Genomic DNA, 17,551 nt, shown 5'->3' on the forward strand with positions numbered 1-17,551 from the left:
TCTGCGTTGACAGAATTCTGCGCGCCCGGTCAACGAACGATCTCGCCCGGTAATCGGGCCACTCCGGCGTGCTACGACTCGTTTCCATTGGGTCACGATCACCCGGTCGGGTAGTGACCGTCACCTCAACGGGTTCATAACGTGCTGCCACGGTGTGCCGGTTCGGGGCGCGTATGGCACATCTCGGTTTATGGGCGTGTCTGCCGAACAGAGGCCTCGGCCGCCCAGTGCTAGGAGGGCACGTGTCGATGAGGAGAAAAGCACTACCGGCGATCGCGTTGATTTCAAGCGCGGCGCTCGTGCTGGGTGCGTGTGGTGGTGGCGGCGGTAGCACCGACGCCAACGGTGGCGACGCGACTATCGCGGAGATGGCCACCGCCCGCGGTGAGTCCGCGGATGGCTACACCGCACCGGATACGAAGCAGAGCGACCAGGTCGTCGTGGCGACGGACAAGCCGTTCACCTCGTACAACAACGCGACGGAGGACGCGAACCAGTCCTACAACACGTTCGCGCTGGTCCTCGTGCAGCCGGGTGCGCACATCACGAACGGCAACAACAAGGTCATCCTGAACAAGGACGTCATGGAGTCGGTCGAGGTCACCTCGAAGTCTCCGCAGGTCGTGACCTGGAAGCTCAAGAAGGGCGTCACCTGGTCCGACGGCGAGGCCTGGGACTGCGACGACTTCTACATGGCGTGGTTCACCCAGTCCGCCCAGGCCAAGAAGGCCGACGGCGCGAAGTACTTCAAGGCGGCCGGCACGACCGGTACCGACCTGATGAACGGCGAGTGCAAGGACGACCAGACGTTCGTCGGCACGTTCACGGCGCCGTACCCGGACTACGAGAGCCTCTTCAACACGGACGTTCTCCCGGCGCACATCCTCGAGAAGCAGACCGGCGTCGCCGACATCACCAAGGTGACGAAGGACAGCGCGGCGGACGTGCTGACCAAGGTGGCCGACTTCTGGAACGAGAAGTGGAACGGCTTCACCAAGGACATCATGCCGGGCGCGGGCCCGTACGTCCTGACCGGCTTCGAGCCGAACCAGTCGGTGACGCTCGAGCGCAACCCCAAGTGGGTCGGCAAGGCCGGTGGCCCGGCCAAGATCATCCTGAAGGCGATCCCGGACCCGGTCGCGCAGGCGCAGGCGCTGGAGAACGGTGAAGTCGCCGTCAACTCCTTCGCTCAGCCGGACGCGAACGCGGCCACGAAGCTGAAGGGCCTCAGCGCCCAGGGCGTCACGTTCGGCGCGGGCCCCGGCCTGTCGTTCGAGCACTTCGACCTGCAGATGAAGAACCCGGTGCTGGCCAAGGAAGAGATCCGCAAGGCGTTCTTCATGTGCGTCAAGCGCCAGGACATCATCGACAAGCTCATCAGCGAGGTTCAGTCCGACGCCAAGCCGCTGGGCAGCCTGATCTTCTTCCCGAAGGACGAGGGCTACAAGGACGTCTACGCGGACAAGGCCAAGGGTGACGCGGCCGAGTCCAAGAAGATCCTGACCGACGCGGGCTGGACGCAGGGTGCCGACGGCGTGTTCGCGAAGGACGGCATCCGTGCCTCCTTCCGGATCAGCCACACCGACATCCCGCGCCGCAAGCAGACCGTCGAGCTGGTCCAGGGCCAGTGCAAGGAAGCCGGTATCGAGATCAAGGACGACACCGACCCGAACTTCCTCGACGAGCGCGTCTCCGCCGGTGACTACGACGTCGCGCTGTTCGCGTGGTCGTCCCTGCCGTTCAAGAGCGGCAAGAAGTCGATCTACGAGACCGGTGGTGGCCAGAACTGGCAGAACCTGTCCGTGCCGAAGGCCGACGAGGCTCTGAAGCAGGCCGTCTCCCAGACCGCCATCGCCGACTCGCTGAAGTACTTCAGCGAGGCCGACGAGGCCCTGGCCGGCGCGTACGGTTCGCTGCCGCTGTTCCAGATGCCCAACATGTGGGCCTTCAAGGGGCTCGATCGCGTTTACTTCCAGAGCTACTACGGAGCGCTTTGGAACGCCAACGAGTGGCAGACCAAGTGATCGCCTAGCCTGAAGTGCGCTACGCCTGACCGGGCGGGGCCGGACGACAAGTCCGGTCCCGCCCGAGCGGGTTTCCCCTAGGAGCTCGTCGTGATCCGCTACATCATCCGTCGACTGCTGATCTCAATACCCATCCTGCTGATCGGCAGCTTCGCCTGTTACCTCCTCGTCGCTACCGCCGGTAACCCGCTGGCGGAGATGCGATTCCGGCCCGGTGTCACCGAGGCCGACATCAAGGCCGCGGAGATCTCGCTCGGCCTGGACAAGCCCGTCGTCATCCGTTACTGGAACTGGCTCGTCGACTTCCTCAGCGGCGACTGGGGTCAGAGCATCGCTCTCGGCCAGGCCAAGACCGCTGTCTTCCCGGCCGTGACCGATGCGCTCTGGACCACCGGACGTCTCGTCATCGGTGCCGAGCTGCTCGCTCTCACCCTCGGCGTCTCGGTCGGCGTCCTCGCCGCCGTGCGCCAGTACTCGATCTTCGACTACCTCGCCACCAGCACCGCGTTCCTGATGTTCTCGATGCCGATCTTCTGCGTCGCGGTCATCGTGAAGAACTACGGCATCCAGTTCAACAACGTCCTGGAGTCGATGGGCCTGGACCGCTGGCTCACCACCGCGGGTCCGCGGCCGGGAGGCTTCACCGGCAGCTTCGGCGAGATCATCTTCAAGTACACCGGCACGTTCCTGCTGCCGACCGTCGCGCTGATGCTGATCAGCTTCGCCGCGTACAGCCGGTTCGAACGAGCCTCGATGCTCGAGATCCTGCACTCGGACTTCGTGCGCACCGCGCGGGCGAAGGGCATCTCGCAGGGCCGCGTGATCTTCAAGCACGCGTTCCGCAACGCGCTGATCCCCGTCGCCACGCTGTTCTCGCTGAACTTCGGTGCCGTGCTCTCCGGCGCGATCATCACCGAGGCCGTGTTCGGCTGGTTCGGCATGGGCACGCTGCTGGTGAACTCCGTCCGGCAGTTCGACCCACCGATGCTGATGGGCTGGCTCGCGGTCACCGCGACCCTGGTCGTGCTGTTCAACCTGATCGCCGACATCGTGTACGGCATCCTCGACCCTAGGATTCGCCTTGGCTAACATCAACTTGGCGTCCGAGGGCGGTGTGGTCAGCAGTGCTCCCCGGCCCGACTCGCACGAGTTCGACGCCACCAAAACCCGTACGCAGGGCCAGCTGGTCATGCGGCGCTTCCTGCGGCACCGGCTCGCCATGGTGAGCCTCACCGTGTTCATCTTGCTAGTTCTGTTCGCGTTTGTCGGCCCATTTATCTGGACCTACGACTACGAGGACGTCTCCAGCAAGTCGTACCTGCCGATGAGCGGGACGCACCCGCTCGGCACCACGCAGGTCGGCAAGGACATGCTGGCGCTTCTCATGCGTGGCACCGCGTACTCGTTGCAGATCGCGTTGATCGTGGCCGCCCTGGCGACCGTGATCGGTGTGCTGTTCGGTGCTCTCGCCGGCTACCTGCGCGGGTTCGTCGAAACGGCGCTGATGCGCATGGTCGACCTGATGCTGATCATCCCGACCATCGCGGTCGCCGCGATCGTCGTGAAGGGCTTCTCCGGCAGCTGGTACGTCGTCGCACTGGTGCTCGCCGCGTTCGCGTGGATGTCGATCGCCCGCATCACCCGCGGTGAGACGCTTTCGCTGGCCCAGCGGGAGTTCATCGAGGCGGCGCGGGCCTGTGGCGCCAGCACCCCGCGCATCATCTTCAAGCACCTCGTGCCGAACATGATCGGCAGCATCACGGTCAACGCCACCCTGGCGATCGCCGCGGCGGTGCTGACCGAGGCCGGTCTGTCGTTCCTCGGACTGGGTGTTCAGCCTCCCGACACGTCGCTCGGCGTGATCGTGCTGGAGAACTACGGTCAGTTCTTGACGCGGCCGTGGCTGTTCTGGGGTCCGTTCATCGTGCTCGTGTCGCTCTCTCTTGCCGTCAACTTCATCGGTGACGGCCTGCGCGACGCGTTCGACCCGAGGCAGACGAAGGTGCGTGCCTGATGACCACTGTTTCCGAACTGTCGGAGGACTTCCTGCCCTCCAACACCACCGCACCGCTGCTTTCGGTCAGGGACCTCTCGGTCACCTTCCCCACCGATGACGGCGACGTCCGTGCCGTGCGCAACGTCTCGTTCGACCTCAATGCCGGCGACGTGCTGGGCATCGTGGGCGAGTCGGGCTCCGGCAAGTCCGTGTCCTCCATGGCGATCATGGGGCTGCTGCCCAAGACCGCGCGTGTCGAAGGCTCCATCCGATACCGCGGCGAAGAGCTCAACGGCCGCTCGTACAAGCAGATGCAGCCGTTCCGCAGCAAGCACATCTCGATGATCTTCCAGGACCCGATGACGTCGCTGAACCCCGTCTACACCGTGGGGTGGCAGCTCGCCGAGACCTATCGCGCGCACCACAACGTCTCCAAGAAGGCGGCGTGGGCCAAGGCGATCGAGTCGCTGGAACTGGTCGGCATCCCGCAGCCGGACAAGCGTGCGTCGCAGTACCCGCACGAGTTCTCCGGCGGTATGCGCCAGCGCGTGGTGATCGCGATGGCGATCATCAACGACCCCAGCGTGATCATCGCCGACGAGCCGACCACCGCGCTGGACGTGACGGTGCAGGCGCAGATCCTCGACACCATGCTGCGCCTGCAGGCCGAGACCGACGCGGCGATCGTCATGATCACGCACGACCTCGGCGTGGTCGCGGGCATGGTCAACCGCGTGCAGGTGATGTACGGCGGCACCGTGGTCGAGTCCGGCCCGGTCGACGACGTCTTCGAACGGCCGCGGATGCCGTACACGGTCGGTCTGCTCGGCTCGGTGCCGAACCCGGCCACGCTGGGCAAGCGGCTCACCCCGATCAAGGGCGCGCCGCCCTCGCTGGTGAACCTGCCGACCGGCTGCTCGTTCTCGCCGCGCTGCCCGATCGCCACCGAGGTGTGCCACGAGTGGGAGCCGGAACTGGACGAGGCCGGCGCGTCGAACCACAAGACGCGTTGCCACCGCTGGGAACACCTCGCGACCCTCGAGCACCCCCAGCGCCTGTTCCTGCACGACGAGATCGGCACGGTGGAGAACCCGGCGGCGTTCGCCGAGGCCAACCCCGACGAGTCGCTCGAAGTCACCGCTGTGCACGAAACCGTTGATGAGGAGGTCAAGCCGTGACCGCACCACTGCTGGAGGTCACGGACCTCGTCAAGGAATTCCCCGTGCGGGGCCAGGGCATCATCCCGCGCACCGTCGGCACGGTGCAGGCCGTGTCGGGTGTGTCGTTCTCGCTTCGTCCCGGTGAGACGCTCGGCCTCGTCGGCGAGTCCGGCTGCGGCAAGTCCACCACCGGGCGCGCGATCCTGCAGCTGCACAAGCCGACCTCGGGCTCGGTGAAGTTCAACGGCCGTGAGCTCACGACCATGAGCAACAAGCAGCTGCGTCCGTTGCGCAAGGACATCCAGATCGTCTTCCAGGACCCGTACGCGTCGCTGAACCCCAAGTGGCAGGTCAACGACATCATCGCGGAGCCCCTGCAGATCCACGGTGTCGAAGGCGGTGCGCAGCGCCGGGTCAACGAGCTGATGGAGCTCGTGGGTCTGAACCCGGAGCACCGCGGCCGCTACGCGCACGAGTTCTCCGGCGGTCAGCGGCAGCGCATCGGCATCGCCCGCGCGCTGGCGCTGAACCCGAAGTTCCTGGTGCTGGACGAGCCGGTGTCCGCTTTGGACGTTTCGGTGCAGGCCGGTGTCGTGAACCTGCTGGAGGAACTGCAGGAACGGCTCGGGCTCGCGTACCTGTTCGTGGCGCACGACCTCTCGGTGGTGCGGCACATCTCCGATCGCGTCGCGGTGATGTACCTCGGCAAGATCATCGAGATGGGTGAGCGCGAGGCGATCTACAACAAGCCGATGCACCCGTACACGCAGGCGTTGCTGTCCGCGGTTCCGATGCCGGATCCCAAGCAGGAGCGCAAGCGTCAGCGGATCGTGTTGACCGGTGACGTGCCGTCGCCGGTGAACCCGCCGTCGGGCTGCCGGTTCCGCACCCGGTGCTGGAAGGCTCAGGACATCTGCGCCACCGAAGAACCGAAGCTGGAACTGCGGGGTGGGCCGGACGGCACGCTGTCCGCATGCCACTTTGCCGAAGAGCGTTCGGTTATCTAGTGCTCTAGCTGGCCATTTGAGATCCTTAGCAAAGGCCGCCTTTATCATCCGATGAAGGCGGCCTTTACTCTTTTCCGGTGACGCTGACTGCCCCACCACGGTTGCTCTTCGTGCACGCCCACCCGGACGACGAGAGTCTCTGGACCGGCGGCACCATCGCGCGCTACGCCTCCGCGGGCGCGCACGTCACGGTCGTCACCTGCACGCTGGGGGAAGAGGGCGAGATCATCCCGCCCGCGCTGGCGCATCTCGCCGCGGGCGCCGCCGACCAGCTGGGCGGGTACCGCGTCGGCGAGCTGAGATCAGCCTGCGCCGCACTCGGCGTGACGGATCACAGGTTCCTCGGCGGCATCGGCAGGTGGCGTGACTCCGGCATGGTCGACGTGCCGTCCAACGCGCACCCGCGCGCGTTCGTCCAGGGCTCGCTCGACGACCAGGCCGCCCAGCTGGCCGAGATCCTGCGCGAGGTCAAGCCACAGGTCGTCGTCAGCTACGACGCGTTCGGCGGTTATGGCCACCCCGATCACATCCGCGCGCACGAGATCACCCTGGCCGCGTGCGCCCAGGTCTCGGAGGTGGACCGGGTCTTCTACGCGGTGACCTCACGTGACGCCACGAAGGCCGGTGTGGCCGCGCTGGAGAACGTGCCCGAGTCGTTCCGGCTGCCGGAGCCCGACGAGCTGCCGGTCACGCCGGACGAGGACATCACAACCGTGATCGACGTGTCCGAGCATCTGACCGCGAAACGGCGTGCGTTGCGTGCACACTCGACGCAGGTCAGTGTGTGGGACGACGGATATGCGCTGTCGAACGGCATCGCACAGCCGCTGGTCGGCAACGAGTACTACGTGCTCGCCAAGGGATCGGCGGAGGGTGTGGCCGCGGACTTGTTCGGAGGACTAGGTGAGCGCTAGCTGGCGAGTCGCATTACTGCTGCTTCTGTGCGTTGAAGCAGCGGTGCTCGCTGTGCTGGAGTCGTTCTTCCTGCCTTTGCGCCTGGACGGCACGTTGCTGCCGCGCCTGGGCGATCTCCCGTTCCCCGTCATGATCATCGTGGCCGTCGTCACGACACCGCTGCTGGTGTCGTGGGCGGCCGGCCTGTCCGAACGGGTCCTGGCCGCCGCAGCGCCGCTGCTGGTGTGGTTCGGCACGATCTTCGCGCTCGGGTTCTTCGAGCCGGGCGGGGTCGGCCAGTTCTTCCTCGACGACTGGCGGCTGCTCCTGCTCATCGGCGGCGGCGCGCTGCCGGGTGCGGTGGCCGTGGGCGCGGTGATGGCACGCAACGCGGCCAACCGGCCGGGCCTCTACGAGACCGCGGGCCTCCAGTAGCGGTAGCGGTGGTGTTCGGTGCAGCCGAGTTCCTCGTACAGCCGGATCGCCGCCTCGTTGTGCTCGGCGACCTGCAGCGCGCACGTCGTGGCGCCCTGCTCGAGGCCCCAGCCGGCCAGCTGCCTCATCAGCGTCGTGGCGAGGCCCTGGCGGCGATGTGACGGCCGTACCGCCAGCCTGGCGACATGCAGGAGGTCCTCGACGACAGCGCCCCGCACGGCCGCGATGACCGTGCCGTTCTCCTCCAGGCTCGCGAAGCAGACCTCGCCGGTGCCCAGCACGTGCCGATGGACGGCCGTCACCTCGGATCCGGCCGTGAGTTCCCACCATCCGGGAAGATCACGATTTTCGGCTACGCCGTCGGCGAACTTCTCCAGCGGTCCGGTCATCACCAGCGACTCCGCGCCGCCGGGATGATCGAGATCCACCTGCCAGCCGGCGTCCGCGATCGCCTGTTCCCACCGGGAGCCGATGACGACGTGCGCCGTGGTTTTGATGCCGTGCTCTCGTGCGAACGTCTCGGCGCGAGCGAGCGCGGCTGGAATCGGCAAACCGGGATCACCACTGGTCAGCGTGCTGTTGGCGCGGCCGGTGAACCCGCCGGCGGCGCGCATCAACCAGTCTCCAAGCGGGACTTCTGCCAGTGCAGGCCATGCTCGCGCGCAGAGCGATTCCAGGTGATCCACGGTGTGCACCCGTTCATCCTGTCCCAGAGGGTGATGTCGGCTGATGTGACGTGGCGCACCAGGCAGCTAAGGCAAGCCTGACCGGGTGATACTCGAACGTGCCGCGTACTCTCCGGCTTGCGCGGTGTGGCCCAGATGAAGTTGGAGAGCGCAGTGACTTATGTGATCGCCCAGCCGTGCGTGGACGTGCTCGACAAGGCATGCATCGAAGAATGCCCCGTCGACTGCATCTACGAAGGCGACCGGATGCTCTACATCCACCCCGACGAGTGTGTGGACTGTGGCGCGTGCGAACCCGTGTGCCCGGTGGAAGCCATCTACTACGAGGACGACGTCCCCGATGAGTGGAAGGACTACACCAAGGCGAACGTCGACTTCTTCGACGAGCTCGGCTCGCCCGGTGGTGCCTCGAAGGTCGGCAAGGTGAGCGCGGACCCGCAGTTCGTGAAGGCGCTCGAACCGCAGGCTGAGGGGCATTGATCATTCAACGCCGAGGTCCGGCCCTGCCGGACTTCCCGTGGGACTCGCTGTCCGACCACGCCGCCAAAGCGCGCACGCACCCCGGTGGCGTGGTCGACCTGTCCGTCGGCACGCCTGTCGACCCGGTTCCCGCGGTGATCCAGTCCGCCCTGACGTCGGTGGCCGACATCCCCGGCTACCCGACCACTCACGGCACCCCCGAGCTGCGCGCGGCCTTCGTCGCGGCGGTGGAGCGTCGGTACGGGATCGTCGGACTGGCGCCTGAGGCCGTGCTGCCCACGATCGGCTCCAAGGAGCTCGTGGCGTGGCTGCCGACGCTGCTCGGCGTCGGGCCCGGCGACATCGTTGCCGTGCCGTCCGTGGCGTACCCGACCTACGAGGTCGGCGCGCTGCTGGCCGGGGCCGAGGTCGTCCGGCTCGCCGACGGGGAGAAGCCGCCCGCCGGCACCCGGCTGGTGTGGCTGAACTCGCCGTCGAACCCGACCGGGCGCGTGCTGTCCGCCGGGCAGCTGAGGGCCGCGGTCGACGCCGCTCGCGCGGTCGGCGCCGTGGTGGCGTCGGACGAGTGCTACCTGGCTCTGCCGTGGGACTCCTCGCCGGTGTCGGTGCTGCATCCGTCCGTTGTGGACTCTTTCGACGGCGTGCTCGCCGTGCACTCGCTGTCGAAGTCGTCGTCGCTCGCGGGTTACCGGGCCGGGTTCATCACCGGTGATCCGGAGCTGGTCGCGGGCCTGCTGGAGCTGCGCAAGCACGCCGGCATGATCGTGCCGCGTCCGGTGCAGGAGGCCATGCGGGCCGCCCTGGAGGACGACGCGCACGTGGCCGAGCAACGGGCGCGTTATCTCGCTCGTCGTGAGGTGCTGAAGCCCGCGCTGGAGGCCGCCGGGTTCACGGTGTCGCACTCCGAGGCCGGGCTGTACCTGTGGTCCACGCGCGGTGAGGACGCCTGGGAGAGCATCTCCTGGCTGGCCGACCGCGGCATCCTGGCCGCTCCCGGCACGTTCTACGGGCCGGCCGGCGCGCAGCACGTGCGGATCGCGCTGACCGCCACCGACGAACGGATCGCGGCCGCCGCCGAGCGCCTCAGGGCTTGAGCGCCGACCAGACCCTGCGGGTGAACTGGTTGGGCGGCACCGCGTCCGTGGTGAGCCGCACGCTCGTGCTGATCTCCTCGCCGCTGAGGCCGAGGCCCAGCACGAGGTGCCAGTGCAGGTCCCACAGGTCCTGGAACGAGTCGAGCTCCACCTCGGCCTCCGCGCTGACGTGGAGCACGGCCGGTTCCGCGACCCGCACGACCCGCTCGACCGCTCGCACGTCCCTGGTGTTCGTGCGGAAGCTGAACGCCAGGTCGACCGTCTCGCTGTCGAGGCCGAACGTCGCGTACGAGTGGCACCGGTGGTGCGGCAGGGACAGCGGCTGGTTCGTCTCCAGGTAGAGGTCGCCCTCGAACCGGAGCGTCGGCGAGTGCTGGCTGAGCGTGGCGCGGGCGCTGACGAACTCCCAGCCGGGCATGTCCAGCTTGGGCACCAGCAGTTCCAGCACCTCGCCGCGGCGCGCCGACCTCGTCCGCTCACCGGAACGCCACGGGATTTCCCTGCTGTAGGGCTCCTTCTTCGTGACGAACACGTACGGCGCGTTGTCGGTCTGGAGCGACAGCACGACGACCGTCCTGCCCATCGCCCAGTCGAACGCCACGGTGGTGAGTCCGGGCGCCACCCCGTCGAAGTGGCTCTCGACCTTCGGCCACCACGAGGACAGCTCCTCCGCGAGCGCGCCCTTGACGTACCGGCCCTTCTCGTCGACGCCGACGATCCACATGGCCTCGGACCCGCGCGCGGCGTTGCACAGCGCGGCGATCTGCCTGGCGGCCTTGCCGTGGTCGACCGGCCACTGGGTCTTGAACTCCACGAAGGAGTCCTCCGACTGCGCACCCTCCAGGGTGCGCTCGATCGCAGCGCGAGCGTTCAACTCGATCCGCTGCTTCAGCACGTGCACCTCCCTGAATCGGCCCCGAAAACGGCACGGGCCCAGCCTGCCTCAGCAGACCGGGCCCCAGACACTGAATTCTTCTCCTAGAAGCGGCTGGTCTCAGTCGTTCGAGTGGAGCGCGGCATTCAATTCGACGCCGGTGCCCTTGCGTTGTTTCACCAGCACGGTGCCGGTGACTGAGTCCCTGATGAACAGCAGGCTCGACTGCCCGGACAGGGTCACCGCCTTCACGATCTCACCGTCCGGACGCGTGACCTTGGTGCCCGCGGTGATGTAGAGGCCCGCCTCCACCACGCAGTCGTCGCCGAGCGAGATGCCCAGGCCCGCGTTCGCGCCCAGCAGGCAGCGTTCGCCGACCGAGATGACCTGCTTGCCGCCACCGGAGAGGGTGCCCATGATCGAGGCGCCGCCGCCGACGTCCGAGCCGTCACCGACCACGACGCCACCGGAGATCCGGCCCTCGACCATCGAGGTGCCGAGGGTGCCGGCGTTGAAGTTCACGAAGCCCTCGTGCATGACCGTGGTGCCGGCCGCGAGGTGAGCGCCGAGGCGGACCCGGTCCGCGTCGCCGATCCGGACGCCGGACGGGAGCACGTAGTCGACCATGCGCGGGAACTTGTCGACGCCGAAGACGGTGACCGGGCCGCGGAGGCGCAGCCGGGTGCGGGTCTGCTCGAACCCGTCCACCGCGCACGGGCCGTGGTTCGTCCACACGACGTTGGTCAGCAGGCCGAACATGCCGTCCAGGTTCGCGCCGTGCGGCTTGATCAGGCGGTGGCTGAGCAGGTGCAGCCGGAGCCAGATGTCGTAGGTGTCCGCGGGTGCGGCCTCCAGGTCGATCGCGACCTTGACGCCGATGACCTCTACGCCGCGCTCCAGGTCCTCGCCGAGCAGCTTCGCTGCGGCCTCACCGAGTTCGGCGGCGATCTCGGTGGAGGACACGCGAGCGGTGCCGCCCGCTGGGATCTCACCGAGCGCGGGTGACGGGAACCAGGTGTCGAGAACGGTTCCGTCCGGGGTCACTGTGGCGATGCCGAAGCCGTATGCGGTGCTCACGGCCACCAAGCCTAGTCCCGCACGTCCGCACCACGCCGCCTGGCCGTCCGCGGGCTAGTCGGGGACGTCCGCCGAGAAGTAGAGCGAGCTCAGGTCGCCCCTGGTGGCGATCAGGGCCTCGTTGCACTTGGACTGGCGGACGTCGGTGCTGGAGACGTTGTCCACGCGCACCTCGCCGCAGCGGTGGGCCTCGAAGTCGCCCACCGCGGTCATCAGGCGGGGGAGCGCCTCGCTGACGTCCTGCTGGACGAGCTTGCCGTGCAGGGCCTTGTCCAGCGCGCGGGTCATGGTGCTGACGCGGCCGACCCACGCGGCGCAGTCGGCGGGCGTGCCGCTGTGCTGGGAGCCGCACGGGGCCGAGAACAACGCCCTGATCTCGCCGCACTGGCGGTCGCACGCCGCCGGGGCCTCGCCGCAACCGGTCGCCATCAGCATGAGTGTGATGACGAGGAGTGTGCGCTTGATCACGCACGGCACCGTATCGGCCGAACGGCCTAGCGCCCAAGCGGCTTGAGTAGGGTGACTGGCGTGTCCGACACCCTTGATCTCCTCGCCGACCCGATCGATCTGACCGCCGCACTGGTGGATGTGCGCAGCGTGTCCGGGGAGGAGGCGGAGATCGCGGAGCTGGTGGAGCGATCGCTGAAGCTCCACGCGCCGCACCTGGAGATCACCCGATCGGGGAACGCGGTGCTGGCGCGGACGAACCTCGGCAAGCAGCGGCGCGTCGTGCTGGCCGGGCACCTGGACACGGTGCCGATCAACCAGAACTTCCCGAGCCGCCGCGAGGGCGACATCCTGCACGGCTGCGGAACCGTGGACATGAAGGGCGGCGACGCGGTCATGCTCGCGATCGCGGCCCTCAGCCAGAACGCGAGCCACGACCTGACGTTCGTCTTCTACGACTGCGAAGAGATCGAAGCCGAGCGCAACGGCCTCACCCGCATCCAGCGCGACCTCGTCGAGTGGCTGCACGGCGACCTGGCCATCGTGTGCGAGCCGTCCAACGGCACGGTCGAGGCGGGCTGCCAGGGCACGATGCGCATCGAGATCAAGAGCACCGGCAAGCGCGCCCACACCGCGCGGGGGTGGATGGGCCGCAACGCCATCCACGGCGTGGGTGAGGCGCTGCGCAGGCTGGAGGCCTACGAGCCGCGCCAGCCCGAGATCGACGGCTGCCGCTACCACGAGGGCCTGCAGGCCGTGAAGATCACCGGCGGCGTCGCGGGCAACGTCGTGCCGGACGAGTGCACCCTCACCGTGAACCACCGGTTCGCGCCGGACCGTTCGGTGCAGCAGGCGGAGCAGCACCTGCGCGAGGTCTTCGAGGGCTACGACGTCACCGTCACGGACTTCGCGGCGGGTGCGTTGCCTGGGCTTCACGCCCCCGCGGCGCAGGAGCTGGTCGCGGCCGCGGGCGGGACGCCGGTGGCCAAGCTCGGGTGGACGGACGTGGCGCGGTTCGCCGCGCTGGGCATGCCGGCGGTCAACTTCGGCCCTGGTGACCCGACACTCGCGCACACGCAGGAAGAGAACGTGCCGGTCGATCAAATCACCGGCTGTTTCGATGTGCTTAAGCGATTTCTGTTGGCCTGATCATTAGGATCAACTGATGACAGAGGAAAAGAACGGCGTGGTGGACGAACACCCCAGGGAGAAGACGCGGGGCCCGGTCGTGTTGCGCCGCGACCGCAGGGACGAGCTCACCACCACGGATCAGCGCCTGCTGGATTCGCGCGGTCCGTCGGACTGGGTGCACACCGATCCGTGGCGGGTGCTGCGGATTCAGGCCGAGTTCGTCGAAGGGTTCGGAGCGCTGGCCGAGGTGCCCAGCGCGGTGACGGTGTTCGGCTCCGCGCGGACCGGGCGGGACCACCCGGAGTACCAGCTCGGACGTGATCTCGGTGCGGCACTGGCCAGGGCCGGGTTCGCGGCGATCACGGGCGGTGGGCCCGGTGCGATGGAGGCCGTCAACCGCGGGTGTTCGGAGGCCGGTGGGTTCTCGATCGGGCTCGGCATCGAGCTGCCGTTCGAGCAGGGGCTCAACCCGTGGGTCGACCTCGGGGTGAACTTCCGCTACTTCTTCGTGCGCAAGACGATGTTCATCAAGTACTCGCAGGCGTTCATTTGTCTGCCCGGCGGGTTCGGCACCCTCGACGAGTTGTTCGAGGCGCTGACGCTGGTCCAGACGAAGAAGGTCACGAAGTTCCCGGTGGTGCTGTTCGGCAAGAGCTACTGGCAGGGTCTTTACGACTGGATCCAGAGCTCGGTGCTCGAGGGCGGCAAGGTCGGCGAGAAGGACCTCGCGCTGCTGCACCTGACCGACGACATCGACGACGCGGTGCGCGTGGTCAACGAAGCGCACCAGGCATGGGCGGACGCGCACTGATGTACGTAGCTGTGTACTGCGGCAGCCTTTCCACCGTTCCCCAGAGCTACATCGACCTCGCCGCGGAGGTCGGGCGCCAGATCGCCGCGCGCGGCTGGAACCTGGTCTGGGGTGGCGGGCAGACGTCGATGATGGGCGCGGTCGCCCGTGAGGCGCGGGCCGGCGGCTCGCGCACGTACGGCGTTATCCCGAAGGGGCTCGCCACCAGGGAGATCGCCGACAAGGAGTCCACCGAACTGCACGTCGTCGACACCATGCGGGAACGCAAGCGGCTGATGGACGAGCAGGCCGACGCGTTCCTCACGCTGCCGGGCGGCATCGGTACCGCGGAGGAGTTCTTCGAGGTGTGGACGGCCGGTGTGCTGAAGATGCACAGCAAGCCCGTCGTGCTGCTCGACGTCGACAACCACTACAAGGGACTCGTCGAGTGGTTGAGCGAGTTGCGGGACAAGGGTTTCGTGTCGCACGCCGCGTTGAGCTCGCTGGTCGTGACGGACGACGTGTCCGTTGCCCTTGACGCCTGCGTCCGCTAGTTCCGGGCAACCGGTTACCGCGGACGACCCTGGATGACGCCCTGCCGGCCCGACGCCACGAGCTTGTTCCGGACGGCGTCGGCGCCCTGGTGGCGCAGGTCGTCGAACAGGGCCGCGGCCCGCTCCCACACGCGGTGGGCCGCAGCCACCTGCCCGGCGGCGAGGTACGTGTCGCCCAGCCGGTCCAGCGTGGAGGCATGCTCGAAGTGGTCGCCCAGTTCCTCCAGCAGGTCGGCTGAGCGCTGGTAGGCGTCGATCGCCCGCTGGTGGTCACCGAGGTGGTGGTGGATGACGCCGATGCTGTCCAGGGTGTACGCCTCGCCCTGCCGGTCGTCCAGCCGGCGGTGCAGGGTGAGCGCGCGTTCGCAGTGGCTGACCGCGTCCTGGTACCGCCCGAGCCGGCTCAGGTAGAACCCCACGGCGTTGAGCGCGCTCGCGAGACCTCCCAGGTGCCCGGAGGCCTCGAACAGCGCCACCGCGGCGCGGCCGTGCGACACCGCCTCGTCCCACCGCGTCAGGCGGTCGAACAGGAACCCGAGGCCGCGGTGCGCCCGCGCCTCGCCGGGGCCGTCGCCGAGCCGGCGGTACAGCTCCATCGCCGCCAGCAGGTGGTGCTCCGCCTTGTCCAGCTCGAGCAGCTCGGATCTGGCGTGCCCGATCATGTGGTGGATGCGGCCCTGCGCGTCGAGGTCGCCGAGTGCTTCGGCGGACGGCAGGGCGGTGTGCTGCTGCTCGGTGAGTTCCTGCCACCGGCTCGTCCTGCCCAGGTACACCGCCAGCGCCCACGGCAGTTGCCACGCGTGCACGTGGAACCCGGTGTCGCGCGCCAGCCTGGCCACCGCCGACAGCACCGGTTCCTCGTCCTCGAACCACGACCACGCCTCGGCGTGGCTGCTCAGCTGCTCGGGCTCCACACCGGACACCGGCTCGTCGAGCGTGATCCCGTCCCGCAACGGTTGCAGCGCCGCCGACGCGGCGACGGCGGTGCGCGTGTAGTGGTCGAACAGCCTGGGCAGCGCGTCCTCGCGTTCCTTCGGGCCGGCCAGTTCCACCGCGTACGCGCGCAGCAGGTCGTGGAAGGCGAACCGGCCGGGACGGTGCTCGGTCAGCAGGTGTGCCGTCGTCAGTTCAGCGAGCGCCGCGCGGGCCTCGTCACCGGGCAGGCCCGCGAGGCTCGCGGACGCACGCCAGGAGATGTCCGGGCCGGGATGCACCCCCAGCAGCCGGAACATCCGCGCGGCCTGCTCGCCCAGGTGCCGGTAGGACCACCAGAACACACCGCGGACGCTCGTCACCGAATCGCCGGTGTCCAGAGCGTCGAGCAGCGCCGTGTCGTCGCCGAGGTCGTCGGCCAGCACGCGCAACGAGAGGCCGTGGTTGTGCGCCGCCCGCGCGGACATGATCGCCAGCGCCAGCGGCAACCGGGCGCACCAGGTGATCAGGTCGTCCACGGCGGTGGGATCGGCCGCGACGCGGTCGTGGCCGAGGTGCTCGGCCACCAGTGCCCGCGCCTCGTCGACGCCGGGCGTGTCCAGGCTGAGCGACCGAGCGCCCTCGTGGGCGACCAGGCTGGTGAGCAGATTGCGGCTGGTGATCATGACGTGGCAGCTCGACGTGCCGGGCAGCAGCGGGCGCACCTGGTCGCTGTCGCGTGCGTTGTCCAGCAGCACCAGCACTTTCCGCCCGACCAGCAGGCTGCGGTACAGCGCGGCCTGCGCGTCGGGGGACAGGGGAACCCGGTCCGGTGGGACGTCCAGCGCGCTGAGGAAACCGCGGATCGCCTCGCCCGGCGCCGTCGGCTCGGACGACGGGTCGAAGCCGTGCAGGTTCACGTAGAGCTGGCCGTCCGGAAAACGGTCCGCCACCTGGTGCGACCAGTGCACTGCCAGCGTTGTCTTGCCGACGCCCGCGGTGCCGACGATCGCGGAGATCGTCACCGTGGACGCGTCGTGGGCCAGCTTCGACAGGTGCTCCAGCTCCTGGCCGCGTCCGACGAAGTGGGGCGTGTGCGCGGGCAGCTGCCTCGGCACCAGCCGTGCGGACGGCGCCGCCGGCGTGCTGACCGCGGCCAGCGCCGGGTCGGCCCTGAGGATCTGGTGGTGCACCTGTTGCAGCTGGGCGCTGGGGTCGACCCCCAGCTCGCTCGCCAGCAGCGTGCGGACCGTCTGGTAGGTGCGCAACGCCTCGGCCTGCTGGCCGGAGTGGTAGTACGCCAGCATCAGCTGGCCCCACAGGCGTTCCCGCAGCGGGTGCTGCTGGGTCAGCACGAGCAGTTCGCCGACGAGCGCGCTGTGCAGGCCGCGCAGCACGTCCGCCTCGATGCGGTTCTCCAGGGTCGCGAGCCGGTGTTCCACGAGCGCGGGGACCAACTCGCGGTGCAGCGCATCGGACGGGACCCCGGCCAGCGGGTCGCCCCGCCACAGGTCGAGTGCCGCGCTCAGCACCTGGCTGGCCTCGTCCGCGTTCCCCTGGTCCAGCAAGGACTTCCCGCGCCGGGCCAGGCCCTCGAAGCGCCTCAGGTCGAGCGCGTCCCCGGGAGCGTCGATCAGGTAGCCGTCCGAGCGGGTGACGATGATCTCCGGCGCGCCCAGCGACTGGCGCAGGCGCTGCATGTAGGTCTGGACGGTGTCGCGCGCGCGTCCGGCCCCGCGTCCGGACGCGGATTCGCCCCAGAGACGCTCCACCAGCACGTCCATCGGCACGACGCGGTTGGCGTCGACGAGCAGGGAGGCCAGCAGCACGCGGAGTTTGGGTGACCCGAGTGGCACGAGCTCGCCGTCGCGGGCGATCTCGAGTGGACCGAGCAGCCTGAACTCGAAACGCGCTCCCACCCCAGCCTCCGTCGTGCGTCCGGACAACCAGACCACAGTCTACTTTCGTCACTTTACGCGGCTGGGCGACT

17 protein-coding genes are annotated in these 17,551 nt (G+C 68.4%); 12 read left to right on the forward strand and 5 right to left on the reverse strand.

What is annotated here, in order from left to right; all coding sequences use genetic code 11:
- Positions 1-248: 248 nt before the first annotated feature.
- From ACIA8G_RS37240 to ACIA8G_RS37270, 7 genes are all read left to right on the forward strand, one after another.
- On the forward strand, positions 249-2,024 hold the full coding sequence (locus tag ACIA8G_RS37240) for an ABC transporter family substrate-binding protein (RefSeq protein ID WP_396423457.1): 1,776 nt from the start codon (positions 249-251) through the stop codon (positions 2,022-2,024).
- 90 nt (positions 2,025-2,114) lie between these two features.
- Positions 2,115-3,113, forward strand: coding sequence for an ABC transporter permease (locus tag ACIA8G_RS37245; protein WP_396423458.1), 999 nt, complete (start codon positions 2,115-2,117; stop codon positions 3,111-3,113).
- Complete coding sequence (locus ACIA8G_RS37250) at positions 3,106-4,038, forward strand: ABC transporter permease (RefSeq protein ID WP_396423459.1); 933 nt, start codon at positions 3,106-3,108, stop codon at positions 4,036-4,038. The genes ACIA8G_RS37245 and ACIA8G_RS37250 overlap by 8 nt, the downstream gene beginning before the upstream one ends.
- Positions 4,038-5,198: an ABC transporter ATP-binding protein gene (locus ACIA8G_RS37255; RefSeq protein ID WP_396423460.1), complete on the forward strand. Its 1,161-nt coding sequence runs from the start codon at positions 4,038-4,040 to the stop codon at positions 5,196-5,198. Before ACIA8G_RS37250 ends, ACIA8G_RS37255 begins: the two co-directional genes overlap by 1 nt.
- The gene (locus ACIA8G_RS37260) at positions 5,195-6,187 is read left to right on the forward strand and encodes an ABC transporter ATP-binding protein (protein ID WP_396423461.1); all 993 of its coding nucleotides are present in this window, start codon (positions 5,195-5,197) and stop codon (positions 6,185-6,187) included. The genes ACIA8G_RS37255 and ACIA8G_RS37260 overlap by 4 nt, the downstream gene beginning before the upstream one ends.
- A gap of 77 nt (positions 6,188-6,264) precedes the next feature.
- Positions 6,265-7,101, forward strand: coding sequence for an N-acetyl-1-D-myo-inositol-2-amino-2-deoxy-alpha-D-glucopyranoside deacetylase (gene mshB / locus ACIA8G_RS37265; RefSeq protein ID WP_396423462.1), 837 nt, complete (start codon positions 6,265-6,267; stop codon positions 7,099-7,101).
- Positions 7,102-7,144: 43 nt separating this feature from the next.
- A complete protein-coding gene (locus ACIA8G_RS37270) occupies positions 7,145-7,516 on the forward strand; it encodes a hypothetical protein (RefSeq protein ID WP_396423463.1) in 372 nt (123 codons plus the stop codon).
- On the opposite strand, the gene ACIA8G_RS37275 is transcribed toward ACIA8G_RS37270, so the two are convergent.
- Positions 7,492-8,130, reverse strand: a complete 639-nt coding sequence (locus ACIA8G_RS37275; RefSeq protein ID WP_396423464.1) for a GNAT family N-acetyltransferase — start codon at positions 8,128-8,130, stop codon at positions 7,492-7,494. The genes ACIA8G_RS37270 and ACIA8G_RS37275 overlap by 25 nt on opposite strands.
- 225 nt (positions 8,131-8,355) lie before the next feature.
- Here ACIA8G_RS37275 and fdxA point away from each other — a divergent pair, with 225 nt between their 5' ends.
- Together fdxA and dapC are read left to right on the forward strand one after the other, a co-directional pair.
- Positions 8,356-8,682 carry a ferredoxin gene (gene fdxA / locus ACIA8G_RS37280; protein ID WP_396423465.1) on the forward strand — a complete coding sequence of 109 codons (327 nt, stop codon included), beginning with the start codon at positions 8,356-8,358 and terminating at the stop codon, positions 8,680-8,682.
- A gap of 2 nt (positions 8,683-8,684) precedes the next feature.
- Positions 8,685-9,776 carry a succinyldiaminopimelate transaminase gene (dapC, locus tag ACIA8G_RS37285; RefSeq protein ID WP_396423662.1) on the forward strand — a complete coding sequence of 364 codons (1,092 nt, stop codon included), beginning with the start codon at positions 8,685-8,687 and terminating at the stop codon, positions 9,774-9,776.
- On the opposite strand, the gene ACIA8G_RS37290 is transcribed toward dapC, so the two are convergent.
- The 3 genes from ACIA8G_RS37290 to ACIA8G_RS37300 all read right to left on the reverse strand — a co-directional run bounded on the left by ACIA8G_RS37290 (position 9,766) and on the right by ACIA8G_RS37300 (position 12,195).
- Entirely contained in the window at positions 9,766-10,671 is a 906-nt protein-coding gene (locus ACIA8G_RS37290; protein ID WP_396423466.1) for a hypothetical protein, read from the reverse strand. The two genes, dapC and ACIA8G_RS37290, sit on opposite strands and share 11 nt — an antisense overlap.
- Positions 10,672-10,770: 99 nt before the next feature.
- Positions 10,771-11,727: a 2,3,4,5-tetrahydropyridine-2,6-dicarboxylate N-succinyltransferase gene (dapD, locus tag ACIA8G_RS37295; RefSeq protein WP_396423467.1), complete on the reverse strand. Its 957-nt coding sequence runs from the start codon at positions 11,725-11,727 to the stop codon at positions 10,771-10,773.
- A 54-nt stretch (positions 11,728-11,781) separates the two neighbouring features.
- Positions 11,782-12,195: a hypothetical protein gene (locus ACIA8G_RS37300; protein WP_396423468.1), complete on the reverse strand. Its 414-nt coding sequence runs from the start codon at positions 12,193-12,195 to the stop codon at positions 11,782-11,784.
- A gap of 60 nt (positions 12,196-12,255) precedes the next feature.
- Between ACIA8G_RS37300 and dapE the strand changes: the two genes are divergently transcribed.
- The 3 genes from dapE to ACIA8G_RS37315 are packed head-to-tail and all read left to right on the forward strand — an operon-like array spanning position 12,256 to position 14,649.
- On the forward strand, positions 12,256-13,323 hold the full coding sequence (dapE, locus tag ACIA8G_RS37305) for a succinyl-diaminopimelate desuccinylase (RefSeq protein ID WP_396423469.1): 1,068 nt from the start codon (positions 12,256-12,258) through the stop codon (positions 13,321-13,323).
- A 16-nt stretch (positions 13,324-13,339) separates the two neighbouring features.
- Positions 13,340-14,116, forward strand: a complete 777-nt coding sequence (locus tag ACIA8G_RS37310; RefSeq protein WP_396423470.1) for a TIGR00730 family Rossman fold protein — start codon at positions 13,340-13,342, stop codon at positions 14,114-14,116.
- Complete coding sequence (locus tag ACIA8G_RS37315) at positions 14,116-14,649, forward strand: TIGR00730 family Rossman fold protein (protein ID WP_396423471.1); 534 nt, start codon at positions 14,116-14,118, stop codon at positions 14,647-14,649. Before ACIA8G_RS37310 ends, ACIA8G_RS37315 begins: the two co-directional genes overlap by 1 nt.
- Positions 14,650-14,663: 14 nt before the next feature.
- Here the strand turns inward: ACIA8G_RS37315 and ACIA8G_RS37320 are convergent, their stop codons facing one another.
- Positions 14,664-17,480 carry a BTAD domain-containing putative transcriptional regulator gene (locus ACIA8G_RS37320; protein ID WP_396423472.1) on the reverse strand — a complete coding sequence of 939 codons (2,817 nt, stop codon included), beginning with the start codon at positions 17,478-17,480 and terminating at the stop codon, positions 14,664-14,666.
- Positions 17,481-17,551 lie beyond the last annotated feature (71 nt).

The organism is Lentzea sp. NPDC051213, assembly GCF_044455585.1.
Taxonomy (GTDB): domain Bacteria; phylum Actinomycetota; class Actinomycetes; order Mycobacteriales; family Pseudonocardiaceae; genus Lentzea.